This is a genomic window from Rhodanobacter sp. A1T4 (genome assembly GCF_014207185.1).
In the GTDB taxonomy this organism is placed as follows: Bacteria; Pseudomonadota; Gammaproteobacteria; order Xanthomonadales; family Rhodanobacteraceae; genus Rhodanobacter.
On record NZ_JACHCP010000001.1, the window covers coordinates 253261 to 268209 of the forward strand.

Consider the following 14949-nt stretch of genomic DNA (forward strand, 5'->3'; position numbering starts at 1 on the left):
ATGGATCGGTTGCAAACCGATTATTCATGGGTATTGTCCGGATTCATGCGTGGCGCGGCAACGCATACCGCCCAACTTGCAATCTGTTAACCGGTCAACGCGATAATCGGAAGGCATCTCAAGGAGACACCATGAATTCGACGTCGCCGATTGCCGATCTCGACTTGCGCCGCGCCACGTTGTGCCAGCTGCTGCATTGGCTGGCGAGCGGGCGAGTACAGGCGCGCGCGCTGTCCGAGGTGTATCTGAGGGCGATTGAACGGATCAATCCGCAGCTCAATGCCTACGTCGATCTGCGTTCCAGTCTGTTGCAGGATCAGGCGCATATGGCCGATCGCCGTCGTCGTGATGGCGCGATCGGACGACTCGACGGTATTCCGCTGGCGCTGAAGGACAACTTCGATGTGGCCGGCTGGCCGACTCGTGCCGGTTTGCCCGGAAGGCGCGAGCCAGTGGAGCATGACGCGCATGTCGTGCAGCGGCTGCGTGCCTCCGGCGCCGTGCTGGTAGGCAGAACCAATATGGATGAAGGTGCGCTGGGTGCGGTGACCGACAATCCACACTTCGGCGCGACGCAAAATCCGCATCGTCACGGTTATACCGCCGGCGGTTCGTCTGGCGGTGCGGCCGCGGCGGTTGCCGCGGGCCTCGCCGTGGCGGCGGTGGGCTCGGACAGCCTGGGTTCGATCCGGATTCCGGCCAGTTACTGTGGTGTGTATGCATTGAAGCCGACTCACGGCGAAATCTCCGCGCGTGGCCTGGTGCCTGCTGCGCGCCGGCTCGATTCCGTTGGCCTGCTGGCACGCAGCGTGGAGGATCTCACCGTGCTGCTGCAGGTGCTGACCGGCTATGACGCCGATGACGCGCGTTCGCGCCGGCGACGCGTTGCTTTCGCGCTGCCGGACTGGGAGCCGGGCAATCTGCGCGTTGGCCTGCTGCCTGATCTGGCTGCCGTTGGCGTGCAGCCGGAGGTGATCGCGGTGTTCGAGGCAGCCATGGCAAAGTTGCCGCATGCGCTGGGTGATCGACGAACGGTGGATTTCGATGACTGGGATTTTGCCCGTACCCGGCGCGCTGGGCTGTTATTGATGGAAGCAGAAATGCTTGGCACCTTCGCGTCTGATCTAGCCGATACCGAGTACCCGGTATCGGCTCGCTTTCGCGAGATGCTAGGCTATGCATCTCGCAAGAGTGCCGCCGACTATGCTGCTGCCGATCGCGTACTTGATGCAGCTACGTTAAAGATGCGCCGACTGTTCGCCCAAGTCGACGTACTGGTCCTGCCGACCACGTCGCAGGGCGCCTTTCCACTCGATGGCCCGGTACCCGATTCGCAGGCCGACCTCACCAGCTTTGCCAGCCTTGCCGGTTGCCCGGCGGTGAGCCTGCCAATGGGCACCTTGCCCAATGGTTTGCCGATCGGTCTGCAACTGGTCGGTGCGCGTGGCTCGGATCTGCGTCTGCTGGAACTGGCGTCGGTGTGCGCGGCCACGTTGGATGCCGAGCCAGCGTATCCAGTCATTGCGTGATGATCGCGTAACATAGAGCCCCTTATGGCGGCTTCCTGCCACTCATTCGATGGCCATGACAACTCAATCCCCGCAGCGGCACTCCCATCTCGATGACCTCGAGGCGGAGAGCATCCATATCTTTCGCGAGGTGGCGGCAAGCTTCCAGCATCCTGTGATGCTGTATTCCATCGGCAAGGATTCCTCGGTACTTCTGCACCTGCTGCGCAAGGCCTTTTTTCCGGCGCGACCGCCGATGCCCTTGCTGCACGTGGATACCACCTGGAAATTCCGCGAGATGATCGCGTTCCGCGACGAAGTGGCCGCGGCAGGCGATGTCGAAGTGCTGGTGCATATCAATGAAGAGGGTGTGCGCCAGGGCATATCACCGCAAACGCATGGCGCTACGGTGCATACCGATGTGATGAAGACGTTGGCACTGAAACAGGCACTGGATAAATATCGTTTCGATGCCGCCATCGGCGGCGCCCGGCGCGACGAGGAAAAGTCGCGCGCGAAGGAGCGCATCTTTTCCTTCCGCAATGCGCAGCACCGCTGGGATCCGAAAAGCCAGCGACCGGAGTTCTGGCACACCTACAACACGCACATCCGCAAAGGCGAAAGCGTGCGCGTATTTCCGCTGTCGAACTGGACTGAGATGGATGTGTGGCTTTATATCCAGCGCGAGAACATCCCAGTAGTGCCGCTGTACTTCGCCAAGCCGAGGCCGGTGGTCGAACGTGATGGTGCATTGATCATGGCCGATGATGATCGCTTCCTTTTGCAGCCAGACGAAACCGTGCAGATGCGTGAGGTGCGTTTCCGCACGCTGGGCTGTTACCCGCTGACTGGCGCGGTGGAATCGTCGGCGTCGACGTTGGCTGAAATCATTGACGAGATGGCGCGTTCGCGCAGCTCGGAGCGACAAGGGCGGGTGATTGACCAGGATCCTTCCGCATCCATGGAGCGAAAGAAGCAGGAGGGCTATTTCTGATGGCGACGGGAACCGTTACGCCAACTGAGGTGTCGGCCTCGAACGCCAAACGACTGCTCCGTTTCATAACTTGTGGCAGCGTGGACGATGGCAAGAGCACGCTACTTGGCCGCCTGCTCTACGACGCAGGCATGGTGCCGGAGGATCAACTGGCCGTATTGACGCGCGACAGCCGCAAGCTGCACGCGGAGCTGGGCGACAAGCTCGACTTCTCTCTGCTCACCGACGGCCTGGATGCGGAACGTCAGCAGGGCATCACCATCGACGTGGCATACCGTTATTTTCATACCGCGCGGCGCAGCTTCATTGTGGCCGACTGTCCCGGTCATGAGCAGTACACGCGCAACATGGCGACTGGCGCCTCCAACGCGGAGCTGGCAGTAGTGCTGGTAGATGCGCGCAAAGGTTTGCTGACGCAAACGCGCCGGCATACCTATATATGCGGGTTACTGGGTATCAGACAGGTGGTGCTGGCGGTCAACAAGATGGATCTGGTCGGTTACGACCAGGCGGTCTACGATGCGATCGCGGACGAATACTGCGTGCTGGCAAAGGATCTCGGCATCGCTCGTGTGCAGTGCCTGCCGGTGGTCGCGCCAACGGGCGAAAACGTTGGCACGCGGTCTTCCTGCATGACTTGGTATGACGGCCCGTGTCTTCTTGAGTTGCTCGAGTCGACGGATGCAACGATCGCGCAGGCCGACGATTTCCGCATGCCGGTGCAGTGGGTAAGTCGACCTGACCAATCATTTCGCGGCTATGCCGGTACTATCTGCGGCGGTCGTGTGACCTGTGGTGACGAGGTGATAGTGCAGCCCGGCGTGCAGCGCGCACGTATTGAACGCATTGTCACAGCCAGCGGCGATCTGCTGAGTGCATCCAGCGGTCAGGCCGTCACGCTCTGTCTGGACCGCGAGTTAGATGCCAGCCGTGGTGACGTCATCGCCGCCGCGCTGCGCCCGGCGCCTGTCGCCGATCAGTTCAACTGCCATCTGTTGTGGATGGGCGATGCCGTTCTGCTGCCCAATCGCACGTATGTGCTGAAGATCGGCACACGCGAGGTCAATGCCCGTGTGATGTCGATCAAGCACAAAGTGGATGTCAACACGCAGGCGAAACTTGCAGCGCGTCATCTGGAGCTCAACGAGGTCGGCTACTGCACGATGGGGATGGATGGCGCGATCGCCTTCGAATCCTTTGCGACCAACCCGACGCTCGGTGGATTCATCCTGATCGACCGTCAGAGCAATGCCACGGTGGCCTGCGGCATGTTGGACTATGCGCTGGGCCGTTCATCCAACGTGCAATGGCAGCATGTCGATATCGACAAGGTAGTGCGGGGCCGCAGCAAGGGGCAGCACCCGTTGTGCCTCTGGTTCACCGGTCTTTCCGGTGCCGGCAAATCGACTATTGCGAATCTGGTTGAACGACGCCTGCACGTTCTGGGATATCACACATATCTGCTGGACGGCGACAACGTACGCCACGGCATCAACAAGGATCTGGGTTTTACGCCCGAGGACCGGGTCGAGAACATCCGCCGTATCGCGGAGGTGGCTCACCTGATGGTGGACGCCGGCCTGATCGTGCTGGTCAGCGTCATCTCGCCCTATCGCAGCGAGCGGCGTTCGGCGCGGGAGTTGTTTGCCGAAGGTGAGTTCATGGAGGTTTTTGTGGACACGCCGCTGGAGGAGTGTGAGCGCCGTGATGCAAAAGGTCTTTACCAGAAGGCACGCGCTGGCCTGATCCGTAACTTCACCGGTATCGATGCTCCCTACGAACGGCCAGAATCCCCGGATGTGCATCTGCACTCATCAGGTCAACATGCCGAGCATCTGGCCGAGCAATTGACCGAACGGCTACTGGCCGGCATTGCAGCGCCTCATGATGTGGTCGACGGCGATACAGAAGAGTCTGCCGAATGACAGCCATTCGCCTGCCGTGACAGATATCTTGAGATCATCCTGGCAACGGATCGATCTGCCGGGTGCTGACGTCAAGCTGTGGCCTTCGTGGCTGCTGCCGCATGAAGCGGACGTGTTGCAGGCCGATTTGCTGGCGACCGTTCCGTGGGAAATGCACTACATCAAACTGTTCGGTCGCGAGGTCGCTTCGCCACGGCTGAGTTGCTGGATCGGTGATGCGGGCACCGGTTACACCTATTCGCGAACGCGCTTCGAGCCACGGCCGTGGCCTGCGTCTGTGATGGCGTTGCGTCGTCATATCGAGGCGGATTGCCGAGCGTCCTTCAATAGTGTGCTGGCCAACCTCTATCGTGATGGCCGCGACTCGATGGGCTGGCATAGCGATGACGAGCCTGAGCTGGGTGAGCAACCGGTGATCGCCTCATTGAGCCTGGGTGTTACCCGATCCTTACGCCTGCGCCGCAAGTTTCCGCGAGGTGTGCAGGCGGAGCCAGGCGACACGCTGAGTCTGCCGTTGTCGCACGGTAGCCTGCTGCGTATGGCTGGCGATACACAGCGCCTTTATCGCCACGAGGTGCCGAAGACCCGCACGGTAAGCACCGAGCGGATCAACCTTACCTTTCGATGGGTGGGTCAGGCGTCCGACTGAATCCCGCGTATGAGTGAAGCCAGCAAAGGCCGTGGCACGCTGTCGCTTGGATTGCTCCGACCCGGCGACGATAATGGGCGACTTTCCTGCAGGCGACACCGCAATGACCGACAAGACCGTACTCAATGCCACCCATCGTTCGCTCGGCGCGCGCATGGTCGACTTCGGCGGTTGGGACATGCCGATCAATTACGGCTCGCAGATCGAGGAGCACCACGCCGTGCGGCGCGACGCTGGCATGTTCGATGTGTCGCATATGACGGTGATCGATCTTCAGGGCGCGCGCACCCGTGAATTTTTGCGCCACCTGCTGGCCAACAGCGTGGACAAGCTCAAGGTCACCGGCAAGGCGCTCTACTCGTGCATGCTCAACGAGCGCGGTGGCGTCATCGACGATCTGATCGTGTACTTCTTTGACGAGGCGCACTTCCGGCTGGTGGTTAACGCCGCCACTCGCGCCAAGGATATCGCCTGGCTCGAGCAGCAGGCCAAGGCATTCGAAGTCGAGGTGAAAGAGCGTCCCGAGTTCGCGATGATTGCGGTGCAGGGTCCGAACGCGCGCGCGAAGGTGTTGGGTCTGCTGAACGAAAACGATCGCCCGCGCATCGAAAAGCTCGGCAAGTTCTCATCGGCCGCGGCGCAGGGTCCGCATGGCATGCCGCTATTTATCGCACGCACGGGCTACACCGGCGAAGATGGGTTCGAGATCATCGTGCCAACCGAGCATGCCGTCGCGTTGTGGGAGGCGCTCGCCGCCGCCGGCGTCGCTCCAGCGGGACTGGGTGCGCGTGACACACTGCGGCTCGAAGCCGGCATGAATCTTTATGGCCAGGATATGGACGAGGATGTCTTGCCATGGGAGGCCAACCTTGCCTGGACCATCTCGCTGGACGAGGGTCGCAATTTCATCGGCCGAGCGGCGCTTGAACTGCAGAAAGCGGCTGGTGTGCCACGAGTGATGGTCGGCATGGTGCTGGATGACAAGGGTGTTTTGCGTCACGGCCAGAAAGTGCTCACCGCCAATGGCGAGGGCGAGATACTTTCCGGCAGCTTTTCGCCGACGCTCAACAAGGCCGTGGCATTTGCCCGTATTCCGGCCGGTGCACCTGGCGACGTGCGAGTGGACATCCGCGGTCGCGAGGTGCCGGTTCGACTGGTGAAGTATCCATTTGTGCGCGACGGCAAGCCTTGCGAGGGCATCTGAAATACACATGGGCCGTGATTCAGTTGCCGTACGTTTTGCCGTGCGTCGGATGCAGCTAGAATCCCCCCATCAACCTGCTTAACCAACCACTGGACCCGATCATGAGTGAGATTCCTGGCGATCTGAAATTCCTCAAGTCCCACGAGTGGGCCCGCGTCGAAGACGACGGCCTGGTTCGTGTGGGCATCTCCGACCATGCCCAGAGCCAGCTTGGCGATCTGGTGTACGTTGAACTGCCGGAGGTTGGTTCCGACGTGAAGGCCGGTACTGGTGCTGCAGTGGTGGAGTCGGTGAAGGCGGCATCGGATATCTACTCGCCGATTTCCGGGGAGATCGTCGAGATCAACGAGACGCTCAGCGACAAGCCGGAAACCATCAACGAAGACGCTTATGGCGACGGTTGGATCTTTCTGGTCCGCCCCAGCGATCGTGCCGAACTTGATGAGCTTCTCGATGCGAATGAGTACGAAGAACTGGTCGAGAACGAAGATCACTGAAGCATTGGCTTCCGCGTCAAAACATCAACGGCCGCTTTTGCGGCCGTTGATGTTTTGAGGTGGCTGTTTTGAAGTACACGCAGAACAAAAAGTATCGTTGTGGCGAGACAGGCTCGCTGAGGTTTCGATTGCTCGATGAGGTTGCACATCAGGAGGCAAACGCGAACCTGGTCAGCGCACTTTTGCGTGGTGGACGTCGATACCGCTGCGGCATAAATCGATCATTGCAGTGACTAACGTGATGGCAGCCAGTCTTCGGTTTTTGCCTGGTGTGACAAAGTCGGGGGCGCGATGGTCGCCTCGCGGCGGCGCCATCGAGAGACATGTTGGTCGCAGAAAAGGATATTTTTGAGGGCCTTCAAAAAATATTTTTTTGGAATTTCAGTGGTGTCCCGTTCATGTCCAGGACGTCTGGCGATTCGTCGAAAACCAGTGCGTTTTCATCACGCTTTTATCGGGCCATTTATTCTTCCGTAGGCATCGAATGGCTTGAAATCGTTGTGCCGCAAAGGTTTCGGGCGATTTGATATTTTAATCACGATTTTCATATAGACGTCTAGAAGTCCATGTATTTTACCAGTCATGGTCGCAAAAGCCTTGCTGTAGCAGGATTTCAGGGGGTTCCGAAAAGGGTGAAGTCAATTGATTTCATGGTTAAAATCAATTGACAGTTGAAATCTTCAGGGATAGCTTTCGCAACAGATCACGGGGAATGTGCGTTATGGCAACAGCAAAATTCATTAAGCCGTATGTCGAGCACGGTGAAAAGGCAAACGCGGTACGCAAGATCACTGTCTCGATTCCGCTGCATGTTTTGCGGCGGCTTTCCGATTTGCGTACGCACCGTCAAGTGAACAACCTTAGGCACGCTACCAACAGCGACTTGTTGGTTGAAGCGTTCCTGCACGCTTTTACTGGGCAACCACTGCCAACTGATGAGGAGCTGAGACGAACTATGGCCACTGCCAAGAAAACCACCGCAAAGAAACCGGCCGCCAAAAAGGCTGCTAAAAAATCCACCGTAAAGAAAGTTGCCGTCAAGAAGACTGCAGTCAAGAAAGCTGCAGTGAAAAAGGTTGCCGCCAAGAAGCCGGCCGCCAAGAAAGTTGCCGCCAAGAAGCCGGCAGCCAAGAAAGCTGTGAAGAAGGCTGCCGCCAAGAAGCCGGCCGCCAAGAAAGCTGCACCGGCCAAGGTGGTAAAAGCCACCAAGACCTCCAAGAAGTAAGCAACGCTCTACGTACATCAATAAAACTAGGTAATCGAGACTTCTCTCCCTGCGGTGCCCAGCGCAGGGAGAGCACTTCGAAAATATTCGTCCCGGCTTGCCGGGACGCTTCGTTTCTGGGGTTTGCAAAGTCGCCGACGCAGCAGCTCTTGGCTTCCTGGCCAGCTGCTTGCTTCGATTCTGGCGGATTTTGCATGGCACGGCTGGAGCCGAATCTTCTTGCGGGCCTTGGCGTCAATTCTCCCGATACGCCCCCATCGTTCACGCGATTTGCCGTGCTGCATCATTAGGAGTTACCTTTCACACATCCGCGCCGTGATCAGTCAGGGGGCTGCTCGCTCCTACAGGGGGAAAAAGCGCGGGTATCTAGTCGATACTCAGCGAGAGACCATGGATACCCGAAACTTACTCGATAAGCGTCATCGTGCGCGTGGGGCTGCCAAGCCTCTGGTCGTTGCCATCATTGTCGTGCTCGCCGTGTTGGTAATCGGTGCATGGTTTCTGATCATCAAGCCGCATCAGGAAATGATGCTGGAAGATGCGGGTGGTCATCCATCGGGACCCGCATCGGCTTCCACGGGTAAGACACCGCCGCCGCCGGCCGACGTCGCATCAATGGACGTTAACCAGCTGCTTGGCGAAGCGCGCAAGGCGATCAACGAGCAGCGTTATCTGGCGCCGGCAGGAAACAATGCCTTCGAATTTTATCTAAGAGTGCTGCAAAAGCAGCCGAACAATCAGGTGGCTTCGGACGCACTGCGCGAGACCTTCCCGTATGCCGCCACATCGGCAGAGCAGGTCATCAACGCGCGCGACTTCGACGAGTCGCAGCGACAGATCGATCTGTTGGCCAAAGCTGACCCAGCGAACTTCACGCTGACCATCCTGCGTTCCAAGCTTGATGCCCAGCGCAAATTGCTGGACAAGCAACAGCAGCAGGTGGTGGACCAGCAGAAGGCTCAGCAGTTGGCGGCGCAGAAAGCCGCGTCGGAAAAGGCCGAAGCCGACAAACTCGCGGAGCAGCAGAAGATTCAGGCAGCCGAAGCCGCACAGCTGAAGGCACGGCAAGCTCGCGCAACGCCACCGCCCACCCAGCAGGTTGCAGCAGTAAAGCCTGCGACTGATGATGCCGGCGATAGCGCTGGGACCGGGACCGGCAATAGCGGGAAAAACAGCGAGGCTATTTTGGTGAAAGGCGCCGAGCCGATCTATCCGCAGAGCGCTCTACGTGGGCATCAGGGCGGTTGGGCGATCGTGGCATTCACCATCGATCCCAACGGCCGCACGAGCGATATTCATGTAACAAGCTCGCAACCCAAGCGGGTATTCGATCGTGCCGCCATAGATGCGGTCGCGCACTATCGTTTTACTCCGGCAATGAAAAATGGCGAAGCGGTTCCGAGTACGCGAGAGCAGAGAATCGAGTTCAATCTCTGACAGAAGATTCACACGTGGAAATAAAAAACGGCGCAGATAGGCGCCGTTTTTTTTACTGAGCCAGTCATCTAATTAGTCATGTTCACGTGTCGTGCGAGGTTTGCTTTTCTTGTGTGGTGTAGCAGCTGCGGGTGCAGTGCTACCTTCGATCCCGGCCCAGTCGACGTGGGGCAAGCCGAGTAGACCATCGAACACCATGGGCATCAACCCGCTGGGGACCGGGCCGGTCGAGTTCCACAGAGTGACGACGCCGGCGTGATACTTCGGGAAAAAGCCGATCATTGTGCGATAGCCGGCGACCGCGCCTGCGTGGTAAATCAGCGTTTCGCCGGCGTAGTTGTAGACGCGCCAGCCGAGGGCATAGTCGGCCGACTTCAGGCGTGCACTGCGCCAAGGTGTGGCACGCAGTTCGGTGGGCGTGGTGACGCCGGGTGTATGCAGTACATCGAGCATGGATTGAGGAAGGACGTCCGGACGTCCACCCATCTGCGCGATCAACCATTTTTCCATGTCACGCAGGCTGGCATTTACGCCGGCGGCTGGTGCTACGCGGTAGTAGGTTTCGGTCGGCTCGAACGGTATCCAGCCATGGGCCGACGGCCGATGTGGACGCGCCCAGCTCTCGCTCGATTCCAGCGCCGCCAGGCCGTAGCTCGCCGTCGTCATGCCAAGCGGATAGAAGATGCGCTTGTCCACCAGCCGGTAGAAAAAGTCGCCGGTGCGCGCCAGGACGACGTCGCCGATCATGCCGAAGGCCACGTTCTGGTAGCCGTAGCACTGGCCCACGCCGCAGGCCATGTCGACTTCGTCCAGCTTGCGCACCAGTTCTTCGTAGGGGATCTCGCCTTCAAGCATATTGTCGTAGGTGTTGCGCGGCAGACCGAGACGCTGCCCGAGAATGTCGCTGACCGTCGCTGTTGCGCCAGCCTGTGCATCCTTGAGCTTGAAGTACGGCAGCACGTCCACCAGCTTGGTATCCCAACTCAGCTTGCCGTCCTGCACCAGCAAACCGGCAAGCGCGGTGGCAAAGGCCTTGGACAGTGAGGCAAGTCGGAATACGGTATCGGGCGTGATCGGCTTTTGTGTCGACGCATCGGCGTAGCCGACAGTGCGTTCGAAAGCCACCTTGTTGTCGATCACTACCGCCGTCGCCAGGCCGGCAACGGCATGACGCTCGGCGAGCTGATCGAGCCAACGCTGGTAGTCGGCCAGGGTGTCCTTGACTCGTGCCGACGGCAGGGCCTGTTCCGTGGCAGCAGGCGTTGGCGATTTTGGAGCTGCAACTGGGGGCTTGGCGTAAATCACGGGACTGGCCACTCCGAGTGCGCCCGCGATCAGCAAAAAACACTTCTTGAACTGCATGGTAGTCTGACGTGGTTCCGGCGTGGGGATGCGCCACAAAGTGGGGAGTATGTCGATGGGGCTGATCATTTTTCTCGTGCTTATCGTTTTGATTGTCGTGTACTTCGTGGCGATCTACAACGGACTGGTGACATCGCGCAATGGCTACAAGAATGCCTTTGCGCAAATTGACGTGCAGTTAACCCGGCGTCACGACCTGATTCCGAATCTGGTGGAAACAGCCAAGGGTTACCTGGCGCATGAACGGGGAACGCTGGAGGCAGTGGTGCAGGCGCGCAATGCGGCAGTGAGCGGGCTGGCTGGTGCCAAGGCCAACCCCGGCGATCCAGCTGCGATGCAGCAATTATCCGGCAGCGAAAACGCTTTGACCCAAAGTCTGGGTCGTTTGTTCGCGCTCAGCGAGGCGTACCCGGATTTGAAGGCCAACCAGACGATGATGCAGCTCTCCGAAGAGCTCACCTCCACCGAGAATCGTGTCGCTTTCGCGCGTCAGGCTTATAACGATTCGGTGTTGACCTACAACAACAAGCGCGAGGTGTTTCCCAGCTCGTTTGTGGCGAACAGTTTCAACTTTGCCGCGGCCGAGCCGCTGAAGGTCGAGGATCCGGCCGTGCGCGACGTGCCGAAGGTTTCCTTCACCTGATAGCCGATACCGGCGAGATGTGAGTCACGATAGATTTTCGCGCCAGGTATTTCGCGGGAGACACGATGGACTTTTTCGCTCAGCAGGCGCGCGTGCGCGGCAGCAGCCGTCGACTGGTAGTGCTGTTCGTGCTCGCGGTCGTTGCGATCGTCGCGGTGATCGATGCGGTGGTATGGATCAGCCTGGGGCACCGGCCTGTCAACGGCGAACCGGCAAGGTCGAACGTGACGCTGTTGCTCACCAGCACCATCGTGGTGATCGGCGGTATCGCGTTGAGTTCGTTGTTCCGCATCATGAGCCTGTCCGGTGGTGGCAAAACCGTGGCCGAAAGCGTGGGTGGCGTTCCCGTTCCACCGGATACCCGTGACCCACAGCTGCGCCAGCTGCGCAATGTGATCGAGGAAGTGGCAATCGCCGCCGGTGTGCCGGTGCCGGATATCTACCTGATGGAGAACGAACCGGGCATCAACGCCTTCGCCGCCGGGTATTCGACATCCGACGCCGCGATCTGTGTGACCCGCGGTTGCCTCGATCAGCTGAGCCGCGACGAGCTGCAAGGCGTGATTGCTCACGAGTTCAGTCATGTCCTGAATGGCGACATGCGGCTCAACATCCGTCTGATGGGTTTGCTGTTCGGCATCCTGGTGCTGGCGATCGTCGGCCGCCAAGTGATCTGGTTCGGTGGCGGCCGCAGCAATCGTCGCGATGGCGGTGGTCAGGTCTGGATGATCGGGCTGGCGCTGGTTGCGGTTGGTTATATCGGCTACTTTTTCGGGCGGCTGATCCAGGCTGCGGTAGCGCGCTCGCGTGAATCACTGGCCGACGCTTCGGCGGTGCAGTTCACCCGGCAGACCGAAGGTATCGCCGGCGCACTGAAAAAAATCGCGATCCTCAGCGAAGGTTCCGAGCTGCAGGTGGCCAACAAGCAGGAGGTGGGGCACATGCTGTTCGGCGAAGCAGGCGCATTCAACGCGCTGTTCGCCACGCACCCGCCGCTGCTGAAGCGCATTCGCGCGTTGGAGCCCGGCTTTCAGGAAGCGGAGCTAGAGCGGCTGGCGACATCGCTGCGAAACGCGCCGGCAGCACGCGGTGCTGCCCAGACCGACGATCCGTCTACATCGGGTTTTGCACCGCCGCCGTTGCCGGTTTCCAACGCCAGTACGTCTGCTGTCGCGACGCAACTCAGCCCTTCGAATGCAGGCAGTTTCCAGCACGCTGGTGTCTTGCGGCAAAGCCTTCCGGACACGTTGACACTTGCCGCGCAGCAACCCGAGTCGGCGCTGTTGCTGGTGCTTGCCCTGGCAGCATCCACGCACAATACGCTGCAGATGCCGCAGCAGCGACTCATCGCCGATGCGTTCGGTGATGATGTGCAGCATGCTGCGACCGTGCTCGGTACCGATGTGAATGCTCTGTCGCCCGCGTTGCGCATGCCGTTGGTCTCACTGGCTTTCCCAGCGCTCAAGCAGCTGCCGGATGGGCGCCGTCAGACCTTGCTGGGCACCCTCGATGCGCTGGTCCGAATGGATGGCCGGATCGATCTGGACGATTACTGCCTGATTCGACTACTACGCATGCAGTTGATCGAGGCCACGCAGCCACGACGTGCGCCGGTGGATGGTCAGAAAAAATTACCGGCCTGCCGCGATAGCGTGCGGTTGGTGTGTGCCGTGGTCGCCACTTACGGCGCCACCGATGAGACGTCCTCACGACGCGCGTGGCTGCTGGCGATGCAGCAGGCGTTCCCAGGTGAAGCCCTCGACTGGCAAATGCCGCCAGCGGCGTGGCAGGCGCCGTTCGAACGAGCACTGGCTGATCTGGACGGATTGATGCCAACTGCGAAGGAGATGCTGATCCAGAGTCTGGTCAGTGCGATTCAGGCTGATGGCGTGGTCACCTCCGAAGAGGCTGAGCTGGTGCGGGTGATCTGCGCAAGCCTGCACTGCCCACTACCGCCGCAAGTGGAGCTGCAGCACGTCTAGCAGGATTCGCTCATTGGCGATGCGTATCTGCGAATTCAGACATCTCCTCGCAGCACCGAGGATCTAGCCCGGAAAATCGTATGCCGTGGCAGAAGCACCACAGGTGCGTGCTAGTCTTTTTGTGTACCCCCGTGGATAGGCTCTTGAACTCATCTCGTCATGCCGTTGTGGGCCATCCTGTTGTGGCGCAGGCCTCCGCGCCTATGCTTTCAGCGCTGGCGTTTTTTTTCGTGATGACGTCGTATTACATCGTTCGGCCCGTGGGGAATCAATTGAGCGGTGCGGTTGGCTCGCAGTCGCTGCCGCTTTTCTACGGAGCAGTGTTTGTCGTGATGCTGCTGCTGACGCCGGTATTCGGTTTGTTGGTAGCGCGCTTTCCGCGCCGGCAGCTGCTGGGCTGGAGCTACAGCTTTTTCATTCTCTGCCTGCTGGCATTCGTGCCGGCTTTCGTCGTGCAGGACCGCATCGGGGCGCGCGAACTCGGTGTGGTGTTTTTTGTCTGGGTCAGCGTGTTCAACCTGTTCGTGGTGTCGCTGTTCTGGAGTTTCATGGCCGACATCTTTTCCAGTCTTCAGGCGCGAAAAGTGTTTTCGCTGATTGCACTGGGCGGGATGGCCGGAGCCATCTTTGGTCCACTGGTGACCAAGTTCCTGGTGCAGTGGATTGGCGTGGCCCCATTGCTGATGGTCTCAGCGGTAGCGCTCGGCCTGGCACTGATCCTGCTGCTGCGAATTTCCGCTCAGCACGATCGGCAGCCGGGCAGCCATGGCGAAGAAGCTGTGGGTGGCTCGCTGTGGGCTGGCGTGCGCGAGCTTTGGTCGCGCCAATTTTTGCGCTATATGGCGCTGTTGATGCTGTTCGGTGACGGCATAGGCACCTTGGCCTATGCGTTGGTTGCCGACTACGCGAAGGCGCATATCATCGGCAACGTGGCGCGCACGGCGTTCTACAACGATCTGGATCTGTATACCAATATACTTGGCGCGCTGCTGCAGCTCACGCTGACGCCCTGGCTGTTGATTCGCCGCGGTGCCGGTTGGGGGCTGGTGTTGCCGTCGATCGTCAACCTGGCCTTGTTGGCGGGCGTTGCATGGCTCGGTGGTGGCAGCATCACGGTGTTCGGCTACGGTGTGTCCGTACTGGTGGTGCTGATTGTCACGACGCGCGGCTTTGCCTACGGCATGACCAAGCCGGCAGTGGATTCGCTGTACACCCGCGTGCCGCTCGAGACGCGCTACAAGGGCAAGAATTTTGTCGAGACGGCCGTATGGCGTTTCGGCGACTTATTGGTGACCAGTTCCGTGAACGGCCTGCACGCGTTCGGTCTTGGCGTTGCGGGACTGGCATTGCTGGGCACCGGTGTCGCCGCGCTGGCAACAGCGGTGGCGCGGCGCGCGGGCTGGTCTCCCGATTTGGCGCCCGATGGGCAGCGGGTGACTGAAGCCCCGAAGCCGCCGCAGAAGTGACTTCAATTCCTGCCGCTGCAAACGTGGCGGTTGCAGGAGGGTGCTTGATCTCGGGCG

General features: G+C 59.8%; 12 protein-coding genes. 11 read left to right on the forward strand and 1 reads right to left on the reverse strand.

Annotation, left to right across the window (positions count from 1 at the left end):
* Window positions 1–131: 131 nt before the first annotated feature.
* From HDE80_RS01190 to HDE80_RS01225, 8 genes are all read left to right on the forward strand, one after another.
* A complete protein-coding gene (locus tag HDE80_RS01190) occupies window positions 132–1529 on the forward strand; it encodes an amidase (protein WP_184667084.1) in 1398 nt (465 codons plus the stop codon).
* Between the two features lie 55 nt (window positions 1530–1584).
* Window positions 1585–2502, forward strand: coding sequence for a sulfate adenylyltransferase subunit CysD (gene cysD / locus HDE80_RS01195; protein ID WP_184667086.1), 918 nt, complete (start codon window positions 1585–1587; stop codon window positions 2500–2502).
* Window positions 2502–4427, forward strand: a complete 1926-nt coding sequence (cysC, locus tag HDE80_RS01200; protein ID WP_184667088.1) for an adenylyl-sulfate kinase — start codon at window positions 2502–2504, stop codon at window positions 4425–4427. Before cysD ends, cysC begins: the two co-directional genes overlap by 1 nt.
* 25 nt (window positions 4428–4452) lie before the next feature.
* The gene (locus tag HDE80_RS01205; RefSeq protein ID WP_345776402.1) at window positions 4453–5076 is read left to right on the forward strand and encodes an alpha-ketoglutarate-dependent dioxygenase AlkB; all 624 of its coding nucleotides are present in this window, start codon (window positions 4453–4455) and stop codon (window positions 5074–5076) included.
* A 103-nt stretch (window positions 5077–5179) separates the two neighbouring features.
* Window positions 5180–6280 (forward strand): glycine cleavage system aminomethyltransferase GcvT, encoded by a 1101-nt coding sequence (gene gcvT, locus HDE80_RS01210; RefSeq protein ID WP_184667090.1) that lies wholly within the window; start codon window positions 5180–5182, stop codon window positions 6278–6280.
* 101 nt (window positions 6281–6381) lie between these two features.
* Window positions 6382–6777 carry a glycine cleavage system protein GcvH gene (gene gcvH, locus HDE80_RS01215; RefSeq protein ID WP_184601925.1) on the forward strand — a complete coding sequence of 132 codons (396 nt, stop codon included), beginning with the start codon at window positions 6382–6384 and terminating at the stop codon, window positions 6775–6777.
* A gap of 721 nt (window positions 6778–7498) precedes the next feature.
* The gene (gene metJ / locus HDE80_RS01220; RefSeq protein WP_184601926.1) at window positions 7499–8002 is read left to right on the forward strand and encodes a met regulon transcriptional regulator MetJ; all 504 of its coding nucleotides are present in this window, start codon (window positions 7499–7501) and stop codon (window positions 8000–8002) included.
* Between the two features lie 390 nt (window positions 8003–8392).
* Window positions 8393–9439 carry an energy transducer TonB gene (locus HDE80_RS01225; protein WP_184667092.1) on the forward strand — a complete coding sequence of 349 codons (1047 nt, stop codon included), beginning with the start codon at window positions 8393–8395 and terminating at the stop codon, window positions 9437–9439.
* Between the two features lie 72 nt (window positions 9440–9511).
* Here HDE80_RS01225 and HDE80_RS01230 read toward each other — a convergent pair whose 3' ends face one another.
* The gene (locus tag HDE80_RS01230) at window positions 9512–10801 is read right to left on the reverse strand and encodes a serine hydrolase domain-containing protein (RefSeq protein WP_184667739.1); all 1290 of its coding nucleotides are present in this window, start codon (window positions 10799–10801) and stop codon (window positions 9512–9514) included.
* Between the two features lie 55 nt (window positions 10802–10856).
* Here HDE80_RS01230 and HDE80_RS01235 point away from each other — a divergent pair, with 55 nt between their 5' ends.
* From HDE80_RS01235 to HDE80_RS01245, 3 genes are all read left to right on the forward strand, one after another.
* Window positions 10857–11444, forward strand: a complete 588-nt coding sequence (locus HDE80_RS01235) for a LemA family protein (RefSeq protein WP_184667094.1) — start codon at window positions 10857–10859, stop codon at window positions 11442–11444.
* A 65-nt stretch (window positions 11445–11509) separates the two neighbouring features.
* Window positions 11510–13426, forward strand: a complete 1917-nt coding sequence (locus HDE80_RS01240) for a M48 family metallopeptidase (RefSeq protein ID WP_184667097.1) — start codon at window positions 11510–11512, stop codon at window positions 13424–13426.
* A 203-nt stretch (window positions 13427–13629) separates the two neighbouring features.
* Complete coding sequence (locus tag HDE80_RS01245) at window positions 13630–14892, forward strand: MFS transporter (RefSeq protein WP_184667740.1); 1263 nt, start codon at window positions 13630–13632, stop codon at window positions 14890–14892.
* Window positions 14893–14949: the final 57 nt, after the last annotated feature.